Here is a 21,195-nt window from a genome sequence, read left to right on the forward strand (position 1 = left end):
TTACCCTCCCCGACGCTCTTCCGATCTGCGGCGTTTTCGGCACGGCGGCCGCCGTACGAGAACGCCTCGGGGCCCGCAGCAGTGTGCTGCGGGCCCCGAGGCGTTGAGGCGTCTCAGCCCTCGTCTCGGCGCAACGACGGCTTCAGGTCCTTCAGCCGACCGAGCAGGCCGTTGACGAACGCGGGCGACTCGTCCGTGGAGAACTCCTTGGCGAGCTGCACCATCTCGTCCAGCACCACGGCGTCCGGGGTCTCGTCGACCCAGATCAGCTCGTAGGCGCCGAGGCGCAGGATGTTGCGGTCGACGACCGGCATCCGGTCCAGCGTCCAGCCGACCGCGTACTGCGCGATCAGCTCGTCGATGCGCTTCGCGTGTTCCGCGTAGCCCTCGACCAGCTGCATCGTGTACTCGCTCACCGGCGGCTGCCGGGTGTCGGTCCGCGAATGCCGGATCCAGTCCGCGAGGACCGTGAGGACGTCGGTCCCGCGCTGGTCCCCCTCGAAGAGGATCTGGAAGGCGCGCTTACGGGCCGTGTTACGGGCAGCCACGGTTAGCTGTTCACCCGGCCGAGGTAGTCGCTCGTGCGGGTGTCGACCTTGATCTTCTCACCGGTGGTGATGAAGAGCGGGACCTGGATCTGGTGACCGGTCTCCAGCGTCGCGGGCTTGGTGCCACCGGTGGAGCGGTCGCCCTGGACGCCCGGCTCGGTCTCGGCGATGACCAGCTCGACGGCGGCCGGCAGCTCGACGAAGAGCACCTCGCCCTCGTGCTGCGCGACGGTGGCGGTGAAGCCCTCGATCATGAAGTTGGCCGCGTCGCCGACAGCCTTGCGGTCCACGTGGAGCTGGTCGTACGTCTCCATGTCCATGAAGACGAAGTAGTCGCCGTCCATGTACGAGAACTGCATGTCGCGCTTGTCGACAGTGGCCGTCTCGACCTTGACGCCGGCGTTGAAGGTCTTGTCGACGACCTTGCCGGAGAGCACGTTCTTGAGCTTGGTGCGCACGAAGGCCGGGCCCTTGCCGGGCTTGACGTGCTGGAACTCGACGACGGACCACAGCTGGCCGCCTTCGAGCTTGAGCACCATGCCGTTCTTGAGGTCGTTCGTGGAAGCCACGGTTGCGGAATCTCCTGGACTGACGTACGACCCCGGGGCCACGCGCAAGCGGCGCCGGGGAAGGGCGGGGGGCCCGCACTTCCCTGGGGTCGCTCAGAGCGCGAGCAGCTCCTTGGTCGTGATGGTGAGTAGCTCGGGTCCGCCGTCCGCCTCGGGGCGTACGACGAGCGTGTCATCGATCCGGACACCACCCCGGCCGGGGAGGTGGACCCCCGGTTCGACGGTGACCGGCACGCAGGCATCCAGTTTACCCATGGCCGTGGGGGCCAACTGAGGGTCCTCGTCGATTTCGAGTCCCACCCCGTGTCCGGTCACCGGCGGAAGCCCCTCACTGTATCCCGCGGAATCGAGCATCTGCCGTGCCGCGCGGTCCACGTCGCGGCAGGCGGCGCCGGGCGCCAGCGCCTGGCGCCCGGCGCGCTGGGCGGCGAAGACGAGGTCGTACAGCTCGATCTGCCAGTCGGCGGGCGAGGTGCCGATGACGAAGGTACGGCCGATCTCACAGCGATAACCGCGGTAGGCGGCGCCCAGACAGACGGAGAGGAAGTCGCCCTCCTCCACGCGCCGGTCCGTGGGGCGGTGCCCACGGCGGCCCGAGTTGGGACCGGTGGCGACCGAGGTGGTGAAGGCGGGCCCGTCGGCGCCGTGGTCGACGAGGCGGCGCTCCAGCTCGAGGGCGAGATGACGCTCGGTGCGCCCCACGAGGATCGATTCGAGCAGCTCGCTCAGGGCCTGGTCGGCGATCTCCGCACCGATCCTCAGCAGGGAGATCTCCTCCTCGTCCTTGACGAGGCGCAGCTGCTCGACCGCGTTGCCGAGATCGGCGAGCCGCAGCCGGGGCGCGACCGACCGCAGGGCGCGGTGCCGGGCGACCGTGAGGTCGTGCTCCTCGACCGCCAGCGAGTCGGCGCCCTGCGCGACGGCCAGGTCGGCTGCCGCGACGGCGCAGTCACCGCCGGGCGCCGGCAGCGTCTCCACGCGCAGTACCTGGTCGGGTCGACCGTCGGCGGCCTGTTCGTCCGGCGGGCCACCGCACAGCAGCACGTCCTCACCCACGCCCAGCAGCAGTACCGCGCCGCGGGGCGCGGTGCCCGCGAGATAGCGGACGTTGGCGGGGCGGGAGACCAGCGCCGTCGCACTTCCACCCGCGCTGCAGCGTTCCCTCAGCCGTTCCCGGCGGGCCGCGTACACCTCTGACATGACCCGAGCCTACGAGGCGTGGCCGAATATCGCCGGTCCAGAGGGGCCGGACGGGCGTCCAGGCACCTGTCAGAGGCGCCCGGGAGCCCCGGGAACGTCCGGTGGCACCGCCCTGCGGCGCTGGTCCACGGGAGATCCCCCGCGCTTCACCACTGCGGCGGGCTCGCGATCGAGCGGGTCAGGACCTCGTCCAGCACCCGGGCCGTTCCCGCCACGTCGAGTTGGGAGTTATCGATGATCGGCAGGCCGGAGCCGTACCAGCCGGCCATACGGCCGTGGATGCGGGCGACTTCCTCGTCGCTGAGACGGCGATTGCCGCTGCGCTCCGCGTTGCGCTCCAGCACGATCTCCAGTCCGGGGAGGAGCACGACCGGGAGCAGGCCGGGACCCACATGCCTCTTCCAGCCACCGAGACCGACAACCGGGCGGTCCGGGAAGACGGCGTCGTCGAGAATGCAGGAGATGCCGTTGGCCAGGAAGTTACGGGCCGCGAAGCCGCAGGTGCGGCGGGCGAGGCGGTACTGCGCCTCCGAGTGGTCGTTCCACCCCGACTGCGGGTCGGCGAAGCCGGAGCGCACCCATTCGCGCACGTCGTCGAGGCTGATATGGGCCGTGGGTACCCGACGGTGATCAGCCCAGTACTTGGCGACACTGGTCTTGCCCGCGCCTGCAGGGCCGATGAGCAGCACGGCCAGCGTGATGGACGAAGGGTCGGGCGCGCCCGCGGCGGACGGTGCGCTGGGCACCCCGACCGGGCCGCCCGGCGGGAGCTGTACATGCCCCGTGCTGTCCGGCGCGGGCGGAAGAGGCACTTGGTGCGGCGGGACGTGGCTGTGCGGTGCTCCGGGCGGCACCGGTGGTCCGGCCAGGCCCGCTGTGGAAACTGGTGGGCTCGGGGCGGGGCCCGGATGTCCCGGGTGGTGTGCGGCCGGCGACCAGACGGTAGCCGGACCGTGCCCCAGTTGGTGGGGCGGCGGCAGCGGAACTCCCACTGCGTGCTGCATCCGGTGCCACTCCGTCTCGTGCAGGCGACTGACGCTGGCAGCGGGGCCTGGAACCCCGCTCCCCTCCGAACGGTACCGTCCCCGGCCGCCGTTGTGTGAACGGCAGCCGGGGACAGCCCGAAGTACCCATGGGCACAGGGCGATTCGGGCCAATGGATAGCGAGGGGGACGAGTCGACCGCCGCGCGGGGCCCGGCAGGGGCGCCTACTCGGCCACTTCTCCGTAGGCGGCGAGCAGGACCGCCGGGTCGGGTCCCTCCAGTACGGTGGGCTTGGCCAGGCCGTCCAGGACGATGAAGCGGAGCAGGTCACCCCGGGACTTCTTGTCGACCTTCATGGCCTCGAGGAGCTTGGGCCACTGGTCGTAGCGGTACCGCAAGGGCAGCCCGACCGACTCAAGGACGGTACGGTGCCGGTCGGCGGTCGCGTCGTCCAACCGCCCCGCCAAACGCGCGAGTTCGGCCGCGAAGTGCATGCCGACGGCGACAGCGGCGCCATGGCGCCACTTGTAACGCTCGTTCTTCTCGATCGCGTGGCCGAGCGTGTGGCCGTAGTTGAGGATCTCGCGCAGGCCCGACTCCTTCAGGTCGGAGGAGACCACCTCCGCCTTGACCTTGATCGAGCGTTCGATCAGCTCGGCCGTGTGCGGCCCGGCCGGGGTACGGGCGGCCTGCGGGTCCTCCTCGATCAGCTCGAGGATCACCGGGTCGGCGATGAAGCCTGCCTTGATGACCTCCGCGAGGCCGGAGACGTAGTCGTTGACCGGGAGGGAGTCGAGGGCGGCGAGGTCACACAGGACACCCGCGGGCGGGTGGAAGGCACCCACCAGGTTCTTGCCCTCGGCCGTGTTGATGCCCGTCTTGCCGCCGACCGCCGCGTCCACCATCGCCAGCACGGTGGTCGGGATCGCGATCCAGCGCACTCCGCGCAGCCAGGTCGCGGCCACGAACCCGGCCAGGTCGGTGGTCGCACCGCCGCCCACGCCCACGATGACGTCGGTGCGGGTGAAACCGGACTGGCCGAGCGCCTTCCAGCAGTAGGCGGCGACCTCGACGGTCTTGGCCTCCTCCGCGTTCGGCACCTGGATGGCGACCGCCTCGAAGCCCTGCTCGGCGAGGTCGGCGCGCAGCGCCTCCCCCGTATCGGCCAGCGCCTCCGGGTGGACGATCGCGACCCGCTTGGCCTTGTCACCGATCAGTCCGGCGAGTTCCCCGAGGAGTTGACGGCCGATCAGGACCTCGTAGGGGTCGGTGCCCGCAGTGCCGCCGACCTGGATCCGGGTCACAGCCTCGTTCATGCTTCTTTCAACTCCAGTGCGTCCAGGACGGCTTGGGTAACTTCTTCGGGGGTGCGGCCGTCGGTGGGCACGACCGTGCGGGCGACCTCGGTGTACAGGTGCCGACGGGCTTCCATCAACTCGCGCCACTGGCGACGCGGATTGACCGCGAGCAGCGGGCGGGCCACGTTCAGTCCGGTGCGCCTGACCGCCTCCTCGACGTCCATCGACAGATAGGCCACCCGGTGCCGGGCCAGCAGGGCGCGCGTCTCGGCGTCGAGGATCGCTCCTCCGCCCAGGGCGAGGACGCCTCCGTGTTCGGCGAGTGCCTGGCGGACCGCCTTCTTTTCCAGGGCACGGAAGGCCGGCTCGCCCTCGTCCACGAAGATGTCGGCGATGGCGCGGCCCTGCTCGGCCACGATGTCGTCGTCCGTGTCCCGGTAGCCGACGCCGAGCCGTTCGGCGAGCAGCTGCCCGATGGTCGACTTGCCCACTCCCATCGGGCCTACCAGGACGATCAGTGGTGCGCTCACCGGATCGCCAGGTTCTCGAGGTAGGAGCGGACGTTTCGGTGGGTCTCGGCCACGCTGTCGCCGCCGAACTTCTCCGCCACCGCGTCCGCGAGGACCAGGGCCACCATGGCCTCGGCGACGATCCCGGCTGCCGGGACCGCGCACACGTCCGAGCGCTGGTGGTGTGCCTGTGCCGGCTCACCCGTGACCACGTCGACGGTCTTCAGTGCGCGGGGCACGGTCGCGATCGGTTTCATCGCGGCCCGCACGCGCAGCGGTTCACCGGTGGACAGACCGCCCTCGGTGCCGCCGGAACGGCCCGTCGTCCGCTTGATGCCATCGGGTGTGGTGACGATCTCGTCGTGCGCCTTCGACCCCGGCACCCGTGCCAGCTCGAAGCCGTCGCCGACCTCCACGCCCTTGATCGCCTGGATGCCCATCAGCGCCGCCGCGAGCCGGGCGTCCAGCCGCCGGTCCCAGTGCACGTGCGAGCCGAGTCCCACCGGCACGCCGTAGGCGAGGACCTCGACCACACCTCCGAGGGTGTCACCGTCCTTGTGGGCCTGGTCGATCTCCGCGACCATCGCCTTCGACGCGTCCGCGTCCAGGCAGCGCACGGGGTCGGCGTCCAGCTTCTCCACGTCCGCGGGCGTCGGGTGGACACCGTACGGCGCCTTCGCCGCGGCCAGCTCGACCACGTGCGAGACGATCTCGATGCCCGCCGTCTCCTTCAGGTACGAGCGCGCCACCGCACCGAGCGCCACCCGGGCCGCGGTCTCCCGCGCCGAGGCACGCTCCAGGATCGGGCGGGCCTCGTCGAAGCCGTACTTCTGCATACCCGCGAGGTCGGCGTGACCGGGCCGCGGCCGGGTCAGTGGGGCGTTGCGGGCCAGCCCGTCCAGCACGGCCGGGTCGACCGGATCGGCCGCCATCACCTGTTCCCACTTGGGCCACTCGGTGTTGCCGATCATGATGGCCACCGGGGAGCCCAGAGTGAGACCGTGCCGGACACCACCCAGGAAGGTGACCTGGTCGCGCTCGAACTTCATCCGGGCACCGCGCCCATAACCCAGCCGCCGCCTCGCCAGGTGGTCCGCCACCATTTCCGTGGTGATCGGCACACCGGAGGGAAGGCCCTCCAGCGTCGCGACTAGTGCGGGGCCGTGGGACTCCCCCGCGGTCAGCCAGCGCAACCTGCTCAACGGTGCTCCTCAGTGCTCGCGCTCTGGTCCTGCTCTGCGTACGCATGTCCTCGCGTACGGCGACGGCGCCACCGGGTGCGCGGCTCCGGCCCGCCACCTCCGATCCTCCCACGTCCGGCGGGGGGAACCGGTCTCCGGTCCATCAGGCGGACGCCACCGAGGCGCGAGGCGAGCCGTTCCTACCGGGCTGCCAGGGAGCGTTCCCCCGCCTTGCGCATGGCGTCCAGCGGGGCCGGGGAACGGCCCGTCATCTGCTCGACCTGGAGCACCGCCTGGTGCACCAGCAGGTCGAGGCCGCTGACGACGGCGCCGCCGTACGCGGACCAGCGCGCCGCGAGCGCAGTGGGCCAAGGGTCGTACAGCACGTCGAACAGTGTCGCGGGGCGCTCCGGTACAGCGGCGGCCAGGGCATCCGTCGTACCGGCCGGGGTGGTGGCGACGACCAGCGGGGCGCGCAGCGCCTGGTCGGCGTCCGCCCAGTCGGCCGTCCGGACGTCGACGTCCAGGCGCACGCCCCACTGCCGCATCTCGGCGGCCCTCGCCTCGCTGCGGACATAGGCGACGACCTCACCGGTGCAGATCCGGGACAGCGCGGCCAGCGCGGACGACGCGGTGGCGCCTGCGCCGAGGATCGCGGCGGACTCCACCTGCTCGACGCCCCGCTCACGCAGCGCGGCCACCATCCCGGGGATGTCGGTGTTGTCACCGACCCGTCGTCCGTCCTCCGTGCACACGACGGTGTTGACCGCTTCGACCGAGGCCGCCGAGTCACTGATCGAGTCGAGCAGCGGGATGACGGCCCGCTTGAGCGGCATGGTCAGCGACAGCCCGGCCCATTCAGGCCCGAGTTCCGCGAAGAACCCGGGCAGCGCCTTCTCGTCGACCTCGAACCGGTCGTAGGACCAGCCGCTCAGCCCCAGTTCCGCGTAGGCGGCGCGGTGCAGCACCGGGGAGAGGGAATGGGCGATGGGCGAGCCGAGGACGGCGGCTCGGCGCGTGCCGGTGGTGCCCGTCATTGTCCCTTCTTCTGCTCTTCGAGGTATTTCTCGCGGTTGCGGTTCTGTTCTGCGTTGGTCTCGGCGAACAGTGTCTTGTCCTCGCTGACCGAGACGAAGTAGTACCAGTTTCCCTTGGCCGGATGGAGGGCAGCCTTGATCGCGACTTCCCCGGGGTTGCCGATGGGTCCGGGCGGCAGGCCCTTGATCCAGTAGGTGTTGTACGGATTGTGTATCTTCCGCAGTTGGTCGACGGAACCGGTGGCGAGTTTCGACTCACCGCGCAGGTAGTTGACCGTCGAGTCGAAGTCGAGCAGACCGTAGGTCTCGGTGTTGTCCGGCTTGAGCCGGTTGTAGACGACCGTCGCCACCTTCTCGAAGTCCCGCTTGGACTTGCCCTCGGCCTGCACAAGGCTCGCGACCGTGAGCACCTGCAAGGGATTCTTCAGGTTGAGGCTGTCGGCCTTGTCCTTGATGCCGTACTCGTTGTACTTCTCCTTGGCCAGGTCGACCATCTGCTTGAGGACAGCCTCGGGCTTCATGCCCTTGGAGACCGGATAGCTGGACGGGTAGAGGAACCCTTCCAGCGGGTCCAAGATGTCCTTGTCGGTGTTGGCCCAACCGGGAAGGCCGAGGGTCGACCACTTCGTCTTGGCAATGTCCTTGGTGGTGCCCGCCTTGAGCTTCAGACGCTCGTCGATGGCCGTATAGATCTTGGCGTTGCGCCATCCCTCGGCGATGATCAGGTTGTTCCTGCTCTTCGGATCGAGCATCAACTGGACGGCGCTGGCCGCTGACATCTGCTTCTTCAGCGTGTACGTGCCCGCCTGGATGGACTTGCCTTCGGGGTTCTGTTCCTGGGCCGCCACGAACGCGTCGACGCTCTTGACGACACCGGCCTCTTTCAGCGCGTTCCCGATGGCGTAACCGCCGGAGTCCTTGGGAATCGTGACCGTGACCATTTCACCGGTGCCACCGCCCGTGTAGTCGGGCGCCGGACCGAAACGGCTTTGGTAGAACTGGTAACCGAAATACCCGACTCCGCCGACTCCGCCGACGAGGACCAGGGTGACCACCAGGCAGGCGCATCCGCTGCGGCGCTTCTTGCCCTCGCCGCCGCGCCCCCGTCGCTCGGGGCGGCCGCGGCCACGGCGGCCCACCGGCTCGTCGTCGCCGTCATCGTCGTCGTCGCCGCCCGCGAAGAAGGCGTGTTCGCCCTGGTCGGGGCCGGGATCCCAGTCGGTCTCCGGCTCCGGTTCGGCTCGGCGGCGGTGCGGCGACTCGGGCGGCGGGTACGCGTCGGGCGTCTGGTGGAAGTCGGGCTGCCCACCGCTGTGGGAACCGGCCTGGGCGCCGTACGGGTCGGCCGGGTCGCCGGGGTAGGGACCGTGGCCCTGACCGCCGCTGTCCCAGCCGCCGTTCCCCTGGCCCTGCTGCATCTGGGCCGGGTACTGCTGTCCCTGCTGCGGATCCGGGTACTGCTGTCCCTGCTGCGGATCCGGGTACTGCTGTCCCTGCTGTTGATAGGGATACTGACCGTGCTGGTAAGGGTCCGGCCCGGGCTGCTGGTGAGGGTGCGCCCCCTGCCCCGGATAGTGCTCCGGGTACTGCTGGTAGTGCTGCTGATTCTGGTCGTACGCGCCCGGCTGGCCGCCTCCCCAGTCTCCGTAGTGATGCTGCTGCGGCTGCTGCGGGTACTGCTGTGGGTGGCCGCCGTACGGGGACTGGGCCCCTTGGGCCTGCTGTCCTCCCCATCCGTCGTCCCCGTACAACGGGTCCTCGGGATGCCACGGTTCGGAGCCGGAGCCCCGGCCATACTCAGTCATCAAACCCCTAGAGCCGCGAGGCGGCGTTGGCTCGGCCCGCGTTCCGCCTCTTTGCTGTGCGTCAGCTGTTCGAACACCAGCGCATCGCGCGGAACGTTACCGTATCGCGATCAGATGACCACTTCGACGCCCTCGCCGGGGGATTTGCCTGACACCCGTTCGGATTCCAGCGCCTGCTGGAGGATGATGACCGCCGCGGCCTGGTCGATGACCGACCGGCCCTTCTTGGACTTGACGCCGGAGGCGCGCAGTCCCTGACTGGCCGTCACGGTGGTCATCCGCTCGTCCACGAGCCTGACCGGAATCGGCGCGATCATACGAGCCAGTTCCTGCGTGAAGGTGCGGACCTTGACCGCGGCCGGGCCCTCGCCCCCCTTGAGGGAGCGAGGCAGACCGACGACGACCTCGATCGGCTCGTACTCCTCGACGAGCTGCTTCAAGCGACGCTGGGCTGCTGGGACGTCGCGTCCCGGGACCGTCTCCACCGGGGTGGCGAGGATTCCGTCGGGGTCGCACGAGGCGACCCCGATGCGGGCGTCGCCGACATCGATCGCGAGTCGGCGTCCTCTTCTCATATCTCTCGACCGTTTCTTACTTGGCGGTCTCGGCGACCAGGCGCTCGACGGCCTCGACGGCCTCACCGACGGCGGCCGGGTTCTGGCCGCCGCCCTGGGCGACGTCCGGCTTGCCGCCACCGCCGCCACCGAGGGTCTTGGCAGCGGTCCGCACCAGCTCACCGGCCTTCAGGCCACGCTCGCGGGCGGCTTCATTGGTCGCGATGACCGTGAGCGGCTTGCCGTTGTTGACCGCGAACAGGGCAACCACGGCGGCCCGACCGCCCTGGATACGGCCACGCACGTCCAGGACCAGCTTGCGCAGGTCGTCGGGCGTGGTGCCGTCCGGCACCCGGCCGGTGACCACGGCGATCCCGCGCACGTCCTTGGCGGACTCGGCGAGACCGGCGGCGGCCTGCAGGACCTTCTCGGCGCGGAACTTCTCGATCTCCTTTTCGGCGTCCTTCAGCTTGCCGAGCATGCCGGCGACCTTCTCCGGCAGCTCCTCCGGGCGCCCCTTGAGCAGCTCGGTGAGCTGGTTGACGACCGTGTGCTCGCGAGCCAGGAAGGAGTAGGCGTCCACGCCGACCAGGGCCTCGATGCGTCGTACACCGGAGCCGATCGAGGACTCGCCGAGCAGCTTCACCAGGCCGAGCTGGGCGGTGTTGTGCACATGCGTGCCGCCGCACAGTTCCTTGGAGAAGTCGCCGATGGTCACGACACGGACGCGCTCGCCGTACTTCTCGCCGAACTCGGCGATGGCGCCCTGCTTCTTGGCCTCGTCGATACCCATGACCTCGGCGTGCACGTCAAGGTCGCGGGCGAGCACCTCGTTGATCTTCTGCTCGACGTCGGTCATCACGGCCGTCGGGACGGCGGACGGCGAGCCGAAGTCGAAGCGGAAGCGGCCGGGCTGGTTCTCCGAACCGGCCTGGGCGGCCGTCGGGCCGAGGGCGTCGCGCAGGGCCTGGTGGGTGAGGTGGGTGGCCGAGTGGGCGCGGGCGATGGCCTTGCGGCGGAGGCCGTCGATCGAGGCGTGGGCCTTGGCGCCGACGGTGACCTCGCCGACCTGGACGACACCCTTGTGGACGTAGACGCCCGGGACCGGCTTCTGGCAGTCGCGGACCTCGATGACGGCGCCGGAGTCCACCTTGATGCGGCCGGTGTCACCGATCTGGCCACCGCCCTCGGCGTAGAACGGCGTGCGGTCGAGGACGATCTCGACCTCGTCGCCTTCGGTGGCGGCCGGCGAGGGGACGCCGTCGACGAGGATGCCGACGATCGTCGACTCGCCCTCGGTGTCCGAGTAGCCGATGAAGTCGGTCTGGCCGGCGGCGTCGGCGATCTCGCGGTAGGCGCCGAGGTCGGCGTGACCGGTCTTCTTGGCCTGGGCGTCGGCCTTGGCGCGCTCCCGCTGCTCCTTCATCAGGCGGCGGAAGCCCTCCTCGTCCACGGACAGGCCCTGTTCGGCGGCCATCTCCAGGGTGAGGTCGATCGGGAAGCCCCAGGTGTCGTGGAGCAGGAAGGCCTTGTCACCGGGCAGGACCGCGGAGCCGGCGGCCTTGGTCTCGGTCACGGCGGTGTCGAGGATGTTGGTGCCGGCCTTCAGCGTCTTGAGGAAGGCGTTCTCCTCGGCGAGGGCGACCTTCTCGATGCGCTCGCGGTCGGTGACCAGCTCCGGGTACTGCTGGCCCATCATGCCGATGACGACGTCGACCAGGTCCTTGACGACCGGACCGGTGGCACCGAGCAGGCGCATGTTGCGGATGGCACGGCGCATGATGCGGCGCAGGACGTAGCCACGACCCTCGTTGCCCGGGGTGACGCCGTCGCCGATGAGCATGGTGGCGGTGCGCATGTGGTCGGTGACCACGCGCAGGGAAACGTCCGAGGCGTGCGAGTCGCCGTAGGCCACGCCGGTCAGCTCGGTGGCCTTCTTGATCACGGCCATGGAGGTGTCGATCTCGAACATGTTCTGCACACCCTGCAGAATCATGGCGAGGCGCTCCAGGCCGAGCCCGGTGTCGATGTTCTTGCTCGGCAGGTCACCGAGGATCTCGAAGTCCTCCTTGCCGATGCCCTGGCCCCGCTCGTACTGCATGAAGACGAGGTTCCAGATCTCCACGTACCGCTCGTCGTTGACGGCAGGGCCGCCCTCGACGCCGAACTCGGGGCCGCGGTCGTAGTTGATCTCGGAGCACGGTCCGCACGGGCCGGGTACGCCCATGGACCAGAAGTTGTCCTTCTTACCCAGGCGCTGGATGCGCTCGGCCGGGACGCCCACGACGTCGCGCCAGATCTGCTCGGCCTCGTCGTCGTCCTGGTAGACGGTGACCCACAGGCGCTCGGGGTCCAGGCCGTAACCGCCCTTGTCCTGGGGCGTGGTGAGCAGCTCCCAGGCGAGCTTGATGGCGCCTTCCTTGAAGTAGTCGCCGAAGGAGAAGTTGCCGCACATCTGGAAGAACGTGCCGTGCCGGGTGGTCTTGCCGACCTCTTCGATGTCGGGCGTGCGCACGCACTTCTGCACGCTGGTGGCGCGCGGGGCCGGCGGCTTGACCTCACCCAGGAAGTAGGGCTTGAAGGGCACCATGCCGGCCGGGACGAGGAGCAGAGTCGGGTCGTCCGCGATGAGCGACGCCGAAGGGACGACGGTGTGACCGCGCTCCTCGAAGAAGCTCAACCAGCGGCGGCGAATTTCAGCCGACTCCATCAGTGGTCCTCATTCCGGTTGTACGAGTACGCCGACCTCTCGGCGTACTTCGGGTTGTTGCGGTTCTCGATGGCGGCGTGCCGCCGGACTGGGGTTGCCCCCTGCTCATGAGGGTGCCCCCGCTCGAGCGGGGCCGTCGAGGGCAGTTCGTCGACGGGGGCACTCAGCCCGAGCGCGTCGCCGAGTTCGGCCTCCCGCTGGGCCATTCCCGCCCGGACGTCGAACGCGAAGTCCGTCGCGCGGTCCTTGAGCCGGTGGCCTGCCTCGATCGCCTTGTTCGCCGCCTGCGCGGCGAGGCTTTCGGGAGTCAGCTGCCTCAGCTTGCGGTTGACCTTGGTGGTGGCCCACACACCGGCGGCGACGCCCGTGGTGAACCAAAACGTACGGCGGAACATCGCTCGGTCAGAGCCCCTCTTCCCGGTTGTTTCCCCGGTTGTTCCGCTTCCTCCGTCGCGGGGACGGGACGGTGCGGCCCACGATCACGGTACGCCGGGGCGCCTTGGCGGTCACGTTCTCACGGCGGCCGGTGATCGCCTGGCGCACGCCGTAGCCGAACGCCGCGACCTTCACCAGGGGGCCGCCGAAGGTGGACGCGACCGTCGTCGACAGCGCCGAAGCGTTGGACGTGACCTCCTGGACATCGGAGGCGATCGCGTCGACCCGGTCGATCTGGGTCTGCGCGGAGCGCACCGCGGCGGAGGCGTCGGCCAGCAGCGGGACGGCCTGGTCGGTCACGTCCGCCATCAGCTTGGTGGTCGTCTTGAGCGTCTGGGCCAACCTCGCCAGCGCGACGGCCAGGAAGGAGACCAGGATCGCCCAGAAGACGGCCACCAGGATCCCGGCCACCTCTCCACCGGACACCGTGCGCACCCGCTCCCTAGAACGTGTCTGAACATCGAAAAGTCGTCCCCCGAGCCTATCGCGCCGGGGCGGTCGGTCCGTACCGGTTTCCGTACCGGATCGGGGCCGGCCGCGCCGGAGACGCGGGCACCGCCGTCGCCCGGCGTCGCCTGCCCCAGGATGCGGCAAGCCCGCCGTCTCGGCCGCCGGGAAGCGGGAGACGACGGGCTTGACGTGCTGCGAGTATTCGCGTCCGCCGAAAAGCGATCAGCGGGCGTAGTACTCGACGACGAGCTGCTCGTCGCAGATCACCGGGATCTCCTTGCGGTTCGGCTCGCGGTCCAGGCGGAACGCCAGGGCCTTGAGGTTCACCTGGAGGTAGCGCGGGGTCTCGCCGTCGGCGGCGAAGCCACCCTCGCGGGCGACCTGGAAGAGCGACTTCTCACGGCTGCGCTCGCGAACCATCACGACGTCGTCGGGACGGACGCGGAACGACGGCTTGTCGACCTTCTGGCCGTTGACCTCGATGTGGCCGTGGACGACCATCTGGCGGGCCTGGTAGATCGTGCGGGCGATGCCCGAACGCAGGACCAGCGCGTCGAGACGGCGCTCCAGCTCCACGATCAGGGCCTCACCGGTCTTGCCCTGGACCTTGGAGGCACGCTCGTAGGCGCGCACCAGCTGGCGCTCGGAGATGTCGTACTGAGCGCGCAGGCGCTGCTTCTCCAGCAGACGGACCTTGTAGTCCGAGTTCTGCTTGCGGCCACGACCGTGCTCGCCCGGCGGGTAGGGGCGGGCCTCGAAGTACTTGACGGCCTTCGGGGTCAGCGCGATACCGAGGGCACGCGACTTCTTGACCTTGGGGCGGGACTGGTTCGCCATGAACCAAACACCTCGTGTTTCTCTGTGAATTCGGCTTCACCAGGGTTAGGGGAGGTCGCATCCGCAGCCGGGGAAACCCTGCGGGTCCACACGGGACCTGCCGGGCAGCCGCTCCCCTGGTCTGGGCACATACGTGCAGCACGCGAGTGGCCCACCGTCCTGTACCCCGGGACTGCCGGGAAGGTGGTGGGCTGCCCGCGACACCGTTCGACGGTGCGCGACGCTCCTGGATCCCCGTGCCTGACGGCAGCGGGGTTCCGGCTGGATGTCCCGTTCTGGTGGTGCCGGCCGGAGCCGGGCACGGGACGCAGCGCTGGGAGAAGTCTACAGGGTGTCCGTGAGCGCCTTCGACCCGAGGAACAGGCTCCGTCCGGTGGTCCGCGAGGTCAGGAACGGCCTCGGCCGAGGTGCTTGCGGGTCCACTCCACAGCGTCCGCGTACCGCGCCTCGGCGCCGTGCCGGGTCGGGGTGTAGTACTCACGGTCCTTGATCGCGTCCGGGGCGTACTGCTGGGCGGCGATGCCCTCCGGCAGGTCGTGCGGGTACACGTAACCCTGGGCGTGGCCGAGTTTGGCCGCGCCCTTGTAGTGGCCGTCGCGCAGGTGCGGCGGCACGGGGCCGGCCAGCCCCTTGCGGACGTCCTCCATGGCCGCGCCGATCGCCGTGGTCGCCGCGTTGGACTTGGGCGCCAGAGCGAGCGCGATGGTGGCGTGGCTCAGGGTGAGCGCGGCCTCGGGGAATCCGATCATCGCAACGGCCTGGGCGGCGGCGACGGCTGTCGGCAGCGCGTTGGGGTCGGCCAGGCCGATGTCCTCACTGGCGGAGATCATCAGACGGCGGGCGATGAAACGGGGGTCCTCACCCGCCTCGATCATCCGGGCCAGGTAGTGCAGCGCGGCGTCGACGTCCGAGCCACGGATCGATTTGATCAGCGCGCTCGCCACGTCGTAGTGCTGGTCGCCGTCGCGGTCGTACTTCACCGCGGCGCGGTCGACAGTCTGCTCCAGAGTCGTCAGACCGATCTCCGGCTCACCCTTGTCGAGAGCGGCCCCGGCCGCGGCCTCCAGAGCGGTCAGGGCGCGACGGGCGTCGCCACCCGCGATCCGCAGCAGATGGGCCTCGGTGTCCTCCGGGAGCGTGACGGCCCCACCCAGGCCGCGCTCGTCGATCAGGGCCCGGTGCAGCAGGCCGCGTATGTCGTCGTCCGTGAGCGGTTCGAGGGTCAGCAGCAGGGAGCGGGACAGCAACGGCGAGATCACCGAGAAGTACGGGTTCTCCGTGGTCGCCGCGATCAGGGTCACCCAGCGGTTCTCGACGGCCGGGAGCAGGGAGTCCTGCTGAGCCTTGCTGAAGCGGTGGATCTCGTCGAGGAAGAGGACGGTCTCCTTGCCGAAACCGCCGGTGGCCCGGCGGGCACCGTCGATCACCGCGCGGACCTCCTTCACGCCCGCGGTGATCGCCGACAGTTCGACGAAGCGCTTGTTGGTGGCCTTCGAGACAACGTACGCCAGCGTCGTCTTGCCGGTGCCGGGCGGACCCCAGAGGATCACCGAAGAAGGTCCGGCGGGGCCGCCGCTGGCCTCGCCGACCAGTCTGCGCAGCGGGGACCCCGGCCCCAGCAGGTGCTGCTGGCCCACCACCTCGTCGAGGGTGCGCGGGCGCATGCGGACCGCCAGGGGGCTTCCGGTCGGGTCCTTCTCCTGGCGATCTTCTGCGGCGGCGGTGAACAGGTCGGGCTCCACGCTCGAAACCCTATGTCACCTCACTGACAACGCGGCCGGGGCCGGTACCGCATACCGGCCCGAGCGCTTCGTCCCCGGCTCAGACCCAGAGCTGGCTGCCCCAGCGGGTCAGGATCAGCATGACGATGATGCCGACGTGCGTGACCGGCAGGACCCAGGCGAACTCGCCCAGGAAGTTCTTCACCGGGCGTGGGGCGGGCAGGAAGTCGTTGCGGACGTTGAACGAGGTCACGTACCAGAACATGATGATCGTGGCGAGCCAGGCCAGCGAGCACCACAGGCACAGCGCGTTGATCCGGTACAGCGACTGGAACTGCAGCCAGGTGCAGAAGCCCACACCGAAGAGCGTGCCGGCGTTGAACGTCAGCCAGTACCAGCGCGGGAAGCGGGCGCCGACGAGCAGGCTCATGCCGACACAGATGACGATGCCGTAGCAGACGAGGCCGAGCATCGGGTTGGGGAACCCGAAGACACCTGACTGCTTGCTCTCCATGACGCTGCCGCAGGAGACGATCGGGTTGAGGCTGCAGCTGGGGGTGAACGTCTTACCGCTCACCTTGCCCTCGAGGATCTTGAACTTGTCGAGGGTGATGACCCACGCGGAGAGCACGCCGGCCGCGCCGGTGATCACCAGCAACAGGGCGAAGGCGCGGCTGCCTCCCGCCGCCCTGGGGCCGACCACCGGTTCCCGCTCGGTGGAGACGTCGTTGACTGTCGTCTTGCTCATCACGCCGATTCCGATGCTCGAGAGGTGGGCCTGCGGACTGGGGTCATTGTGCCGCACGCGCATGAGTGTCCACCGTTCGGTGGACGTGCGGAAGTACGCATGGTCGTGCCGGAACGTTCGATTCTGGCCGAGTCCGATGGCCATGACCACAGACGCGAACGGACTCGCGGTGGACGTACGGGGGCTGCGCGAGCAGTACGGGGACGTGGCCGCGATCGACGGAATCGATCTCGGGACCCGGCGAGCCGAGGTGTTCCGCCTGCTCGGACCCAATGGGGCGGGCAGGACCACCACCGTGGAGATCCTCCAGGGCCACCGCGAGCGGGACGGGGCGAGACGTCCGTGCTCGGGGCGGGCCCGGCGCGTGGCACGCGCGCGTGGCGGGCCCGGCGCGTGGCACGCGCGCGTGGCGCTCGAAAGTGGGAATCATCCGGCAGGGCGAATCGGCGCCCGCGGAGTTGACGGTCCACGAGACCGTAGGGCACTTCGCCCGCTGTTGCCCCGGCTACGCGGCCCGAAGGAGGTGTCGCGCTCGCCTCCCGGGCAAGCCGCCGAGAGCGCGACAAATACGTCTCACTCTGCCCGAACTCGCCGTGAATACAAGCCAATTGAATGTTTGACGACGGAAGGTCGATAACCCGACAAACCCTTGACAGTAGATGGTGTGCCCTTGAGCATCATTGTGCCTCCGCTGGCCGGTGGGGGCTCAGTTAGAAATGAGACTGGGGGTTTTCGGATGTCCGCGATCGTTTCCACGCTCAAGCACACGAAATACGTCATGGGTTCCCTGGCTGCGGTGCTGTTCTCGAACTGCCCCAGCTGACGCAGGTACGGGGTGGGCGGTCATGGCCGCCCACCCCGGCACGTGAGGGGTCGGAACGGGCGGGGAGGACCATGTTCGACGCGGGGATACGGCAGTTCCGGATGGCGCTGGCCATGGTGCTCGGCCGTCCGATCAATGTTCGCTCCGCCGAAAAACTCGTCGATGACGCGCTGGCGACACTTGCCGAGTTCGGCTCCCCCGGCGAGGACGTCGAACAGTTGCTGCGCGGCGCCGCCGCAGACCCGCAGATGCGTACCGACCTCACGAACAAGGCCCTTCGCCGTACCGCGAATCGTCTCGCGGCCAAGTCGCCCTTCTACGCCGACCACTTCGCGGCAGCGGGAGTCGATCCGGCCGCACTGACCGTCGAGAACATCACCGCCGTACCCGTCACCACCAAGGCCGACCTGGTCGAGCGGGCCCGCGACTTCCTGTGCAGCGAGCCCTTCCTCGCTTCCCGGACCACCGGGACGACGGGCCGTCCCACCGAGGTCTGGTACTCCCGCTACGAGGAACGCCTGTGGCCCGCGCTCGTCGCCCTCTCCCAGGTACTGCGCGGCACCGTCCGCACCACCGACCTGATCCAGTTCAACATCAGCTCCCGGGCGACCGGCACGGCGTACGCGGAGATGCAGGTCGCCCGCTTGGCAGGGGCGGCGATCCGCATGGTGGGCCTGGTCCCCCCGGCCGAGACGCTGGACCTCATGGCGGGAACCGGCCCATCGGCGCCGACCCTGATGGTCACCTACCCGAGCTATCTGGGACAGTTGACCCGCCTGGCTCGCGAACAGGGGCTCGGCCCCGCGGACTTCCGGCTGCGCCGCATCAACGTCGGCAGCGAAGTGCTCTCGCCCGCCCTCGCGGAGGCCGCCGAAAAGACCTTCGGCGCCCCCATCCACGACGGCTACGGCATGACCGAGGTGACACCGGTGGCCGGCGCGATCTGCCGCCAACGGCACCTTCACATCGACGCCGGCATCGGCCTCGTGGAGGTGTGCGACCTCGACACCGGGGCCCCGGCCGCGCCCGGCGCGCTCGGCACGATCGTCGCCACTCCCTTCTTCCCGTACCGGGAGTGCATGCCGCTCTTCCGCTACGACACCCGAGACCTGGTGCGGCAGTTGCCCGACGCGCCGCTCACCTGCGAGATGGCGAACGTGCCGGCGACCTCGCTCATCCTCGGAAAGGCGGACCATGTGCTGCGCACCCAGGACGGCCCGGTGACCCCGCGTGAGGTCCTCGAGGTCCTCGACGCGCTGCCCGGCGCGTGCTGGCCCGTGCGCCACCGCGCCGACGTGGTGGACGGGAGGCTGCATCTGGAGGTGGCCGCCTCATCCGTGCCGGAGACGAGCGACATCGCACGTCACTTCGCCGAGGCCGGCCTCGACGCCACCGTCGACGTCGTACCGGGTGAGGGACGTGAGCTGCGGCGCTACCGCTGCGATCTGGTCGAGAACAGCTTCACCTCCGCAGGGCGGGCCTCATGACCGCCGCACAGAGCGCGTTCTTCGTCCTCGTGACCCTCGCCGTCTCCCTGGGCGTCTCGCTCGGCTCGGTCGCTTACTTCCAGCGGTCCACGCTGCCCCGCCCGGCCGTCGGCGCCTTCAACGGCAACGACATGGTCATCATGATGGGCTTCGTGGTCGCGCTGCCCTTCCTCTATCTCGCCCTTCCGGGCTGGCTGCTGCCGCCCGTGCTGGGGCTGACCCTGGCCGGCGGTCTCGCGGTCGGCTACGGGCCGGTCGTCCGCCGGGGACCGGTGCGCTGGTCACTCATCGTCGGTCTACTGGCCGCCGACTGGCTCACCGCGCGCGGCGCCGAGGACGATCCCACCCATGCCACGCCGTACTGGCTGGTCAACAGCCTGGTCATCATGCTGATGGCGATCGGCGCCGCCAATCTCAACGCGCAGGGCGGCCTGAAGCTGCGGCACGTCTCCCGCTTCGCTCTGGTGCTCGCCGTGTACGACCTCTTCTTCGCCACCGTCGTGCCACTCACCCAGAAGCTGTTCGGCGCTGTACAGGGCTACGCCTTCGCACCGTCGGCCGGGATACGCATCGGCGAGTACGGTGCCGTCGTGGGCATGGGCGATCTTCTGGTCTACGCCCTCTTCACCACCGTCGCCTACAAGGCGTACGGACGTCAGGGGCTGACCCTGGCCCTTTGCCTGGTCGCCGTGTTCGGCGCGCTCGCACCGACACTGACACCGATCACCGTCGAGGCCCTCACCGGACACCTTCCGGAGATCGTGCCCGCGCAGATCTTCTTCGGCCCGGCCGCGTTCGTCGGGTACCTCGTGCTGCGGCGGAGCGGCCCGGAGCGGCGCATGGCCGACATCCGGCCGCCCGCGGGGCTCGCGCCGGCCCATGGGGAGTTGGAGACCGCAGGCCCTCGCACCAGCCTGTGAACCGTCGAGGGCCTTGGGGATCAAGTCCGGCCTGAAGCCCACCGCAGCTCTGTCCCCACGGACACGCAGGGACCGGACAGCCGCGCCGCCGGTCCCGTGCTCTGCCGTTCCGTCAGCCGAGTCGCGCTTCCAGCTCCGCCACGATCTCGTTCAGGGCGACCGGCGTCTGCTCGCCGGACTCCATGTCCTTGAGCTGGACGATGCCCTCGGCGAGGTCACGTTCGCCGGCGACGAGCGCGTAGCGCGCACCGGAGCGGTTGGCTGCCTTCATCGCCGCCTTAAGGCCCTTTCCACCGTACGAGAAGTCCGCCGCGACACCGACCTTGCGCAGCTCGGTGACCTTGGCGAACAGCACGCGGCGGGCCTCCTCGCCGAGCGGGACCGCGAACACGCTGGTGGCGGCCGGGATTTCCAGGTCGACGCCCTCCGCCTCGAGAGCGAGGACCGTACGGTCGACGCCGAGCGCCCAGCCCACCGACGGGAGTGCCGGGCCGCCGATCATCTCGGACAGGCCGTCATAGCGGCCGCCGCCGCCCACCGCGGACTGCGAGCCCAGGCCGTCGTGGACGAACTCGAAGGTCGTACGCGTGTAGTAGTCCAGGCCACGGACCAGCTTCGGGTCGTCCTCGTAGGACACGCCCGCGGCGGTGATCAGCTCGCGGACCTCCTCGTGGTACGCCTTGCACGCGTCGCACAGGTAGTCACGCAGCAGCGGGGCGTCGCCCAGCTGCTTCTGGACGTCCGGGCGCTTGTCGTCCAGGACGCGCAGCGGGTTGATCTCCGCGCGGCGGCGGGTGTCCTCGTCCAACTCCAGTCCGCGCAGGAAGTCCTGCAGTGCCGCCCTGTACACGGGGCGGCACTCCTTGTCACCCAGGCTGTTGAGCAGGATGCGGAAGTTCCTCAGACCCAGCGAGCGGTACGCCTGGTCCGCCAGGATGATCAGCTCGGCGTCGAGCGCGGCGTCCTCCGCGCCGATCGCTTCGGCGCCGACCTGCGAGAAGTGCCTGTAGCGGCCCTTCTGCGGGCGCTCGTAGCGGTAGTACGACCCCGAGTACCAGAGCTTGACGGGCAGATTGCCCGCCTTGTGCAGGTTCGCCTCCAGTGCGGCGCGCAGCACGGAGGCGGTGCCCTCGGGCCGCAGGGCGAGCCTGTCGCCGCCCTTCGTCTCGAAGGCGTACATCTCCTTCGTCACGATGTCGGTGGACTCACCCACGCCGCGTGCGAACAGTTCGACGTTCTCGAAGCCGGGCGTCTCGATGTAGCCATAGCCGGAATTGCGCAGCGGGCCCGCGATCGCCTCACGCACCGCGAGGTACTTGGCGGACTCGGGCGGGATCAGGTCGTAGGTGCCCTTGGGGGCCTTGAAGGTGCTCACGGAA

General features: G+C 69.6%; 19 protein-coding genes. 2 read left to right on the forward strand and 17 right to left on the reverse strand.

The window, feature by feature from the left end:
- Nucleotides 1-113: 113 nt before the first annotated feature.
- The 16 genes from nusB to ACWDEX_RS31565 all read right to left on the reverse strand — a co-directional run bounded on the left by nusB (nt 114) and on the right by ACWDEX_RS31565 (nt 16,586).
- Entirely contained in the window at nt 114-548 is a 435-nt protein-coding gene (gene nusB / locus ACWDEX_RS31490) for a transcription antitermination factor NusB (protein WP_450467873.1), read from the reverse strand.
- A 2-nt stretch (nt 549-550) separates the two neighbouring features.
- A complete protein-coding gene (efp, locus tag ACWDEX_RS31495) occupies nt 551-1,117 on the reverse strand; it encodes an elongation factor P (protein ID WP_450467874.1) in 567 nt (188 codons plus the stop codon).
- Between the two features lie 93 nt (nt 1,118-1,210).
- Nucleotides 1,211-2,317, reverse strand: coding sequence for an aminopeptidase P family protein (locus ACWDEX_RS31500; protein WP_450467875.1), 1,107 nt, complete (start codon nt 2,315-2,317; stop codon nt 1,211-1,213).
- A gap of 146 nt (nt 2,318-2,463) precedes the next feature.
- The gene (locus ACWDEX_RS31505; RefSeq protein ID WP_450467876.1) at nt 2,464-3,321 is read right to left on the reverse strand and encodes a Pro-rich N-terminal domain-containing protein; all 858 of its coding nucleotides are present in this window, start codon (nt 3,319-3,321) and stop codon (nt 2,464-2,466) included.
- A 204-nt stretch (nt 3,322-3,525) separates the two neighbouring features.
- Nucleotides 3,526-4,617: a 3-dehydroquinate synthase gene (gene aroB / locus ACWDEX_RS31510; protein ID WP_450467877.1), complete on the reverse strand. Its 1,092-nt coding sequence runs from the start codon at nt 4,615-4,617 to the stop codon at nt 3,526-3,528.
- Nucleotides 4,614-5,129 (reverse strand): shikimate kinase, encoded by a 516-nt coding sequence (locus tag ACWDEX_RS31515; protein ID WP_450467878.1) that lies wholly within the window; start codon nt 5,127-5,129, stop codon nt 4,614-4,616. The genes aroB and ACWDEX_RS31515 overlap by 4 nt, the downstream gene beginning before the upstream one ends.
- Nucleotides 5,126-6,310, reverse strand: a complete 1,185-nt coding sequence (aroC, locus tag ACWDEX_RS31520) for a chorismate synthase (RefSeq protein ID WP_450467879.1) — start codon at nt 6,308-6,310, stop codon at nt 5,126-5,128. Before aroC ends, ACWDEX_RS31515 begins: the two co-directional genes overlap by 4 nt.
- Before the next feature lie 179 nt (nt 6,311-6,489).
- Nucleotides 6,490-7,326, reverse strand: coding sequence for a shikimate dehydrogenase (locus tag ACWDEX_RS31525; protein ID WP_450467880.1), 837 nt, complete (start codon nt 7,324-7,326; stop codon nt 6,490-6,492).
- Complete coding sequence (gene mltG / locus ACWDEX_RS31530; RefSeq protein ID WP_450467881.1) at nt 7,323-9,131, reverse strand: endolytic transglycosylase MltG; 1,809 nt, start codon at nt 9,129-9,131, stop codon at nt 7,323-7,325. Before mltG ends, ACWDEX_RS31525 begins: the two co-directional genes overlap by 4 nt.
- A 110-nt stretch (nt 9,132-9,241) precedes the next feature.
- Nucleotides 9,242-9,706: a Holliday junction resolvase RuvX gene (gene ruvX, locus ACWDEX_RS31535; RefSeq protein ID WP_450467882.1), complete on the reverse strand. Its 465-nt coding sequence runs from the start codon at nt 9,704-9,706 to the stop codon at nt 9,242-9,244.
- 16 nt (nt 9,707-9,722) lie between these two features.
- Nucleotides 9,723-12,395: an alanine--tRNA ligase gene (gene alaS, locus ACWDEX_RS31540; protein ID WP_450467883.1), complete on the reverse strand. Its 2,673-nt coding sequence runs from the start codon at nt 12,393-12,395 to the stop codon at nt 9,723-9,725.
- A complete protein-coding gene (locus tag ACWDEX_RS31545; protein WP_450467884.1) occupies nt 12,395-12,790 on the reverse strand; it encodes a hypothetical protein in 396 nt (131 codons plus the stop codon). The genes alaS and ACWDEX_RS31545 overlap by 1 nt, the downstream gene beginning before the upstream one ends.
- 7 nt (nt 12,791-12,797) lie before the next feature.
- Nucleotides 12,798-13,265: a DUF948 domain-containing protein gene (locus ACWDEX_RS31550; RefSeq protein WP_450467885.1), complete on the reverse strand. Its 468-nt coding sequence runs from the start codon at nt 13,263-13,265 to the stop codon at nt 12,798-12,800.
- A 237-nt stretch (nt 13,266-13,502) separates the two neighbouring features.
- A complete protein-coding gene (gene rpsD, locus ACWDEX_RS31555; RefSeq protein ID WP_450467886.1) occupies nt 13,503-14,117 on the reverse strand; it encodes a 30S ribosomal protein S4 in 615 nt (204 codons plus the stop codon).
- A 386-nt stretch (nt 14,118-14,503) separates the two neighbouring features.
- Complete coding sequence (locus ACWDEX_RS31560; RefSeq protein WP_450467887.1) at nt 14,504-15,859, reverse strand: replication-associated recombination protein A; 1,356 nt, start codon at nt 15,857-15,859, stop codon at nt 14,504-14,506.
- Between the two features lie 79 nt (nt 15,860-15,938).
- On the reverse strand, nt 15,939-16,586 hold the full coding sequence (locus ACWDEX_RS31565) for a vitamin K epoxide reductase family protein (RefSeq protein ID WP_450467888.1): 648 nt from the start codon (nt 16,584-16,586) through the stop codon (nt 15,939-15,941).
- An 894-nt stretch (nt 16,587-17,480) separates the two neighbouring features.
- On the opposite strand from ACWDEX_RS31565, the gene ACWDEX_RS31570 reads away from it, so the two are divergent.
- Nucleotides 17,481-18,896: a phenylacetate--CoA ligase family protein gene (locus tag ACWDEX_RS31570; protein WP_450467889.1), complete on the forward strand. Its 1,416-nt coding sequence runs from the start codon at nt 17,481-17,483 to the stop codon at nt 18,894-18,896.
- Nucleotides 18,893-19,816: a hypothetical protein gene (locus ACWDEX_RS31575; RefSeq protein ID WP_450467890.1), complete on the forward strand. Its 924-nt coding sequence runs from the start codon at nt 18,893-18,895 to the stop codon at nt 19,814-19,816. Before ACWDEX_RS31570 ends, ACWDEX_RS31575 begins: the two co-directional genes overlap by 4 nt.
- A gap of 112 nt (nt 19,817-19,928) precedes the next feature.
- Here the strand turns inward: ACWDEX_RS31575 and hisS are convergent, their stop codons facing one another.
- Nucleotides 19,929-21,191 carry a histidine--tRNA ligase gene (gene hisS / locus ACWDEX_RS31580; RefSeq protein WP_450467891.1) on the reverse strand — a complete coding sequence of 421 codons (1,263 nt, stop codon included), beginning with the start codon at nt 21,189-21,191 and terminating at the stop codon, nt 19,929-19,931.
- Between the last annotated feature and the right edge of the window lie 4 nt (nt 21,192-21,195).

This window comes from Streptomyces sp. NPDC001020, from assembly GCF_053599115.1.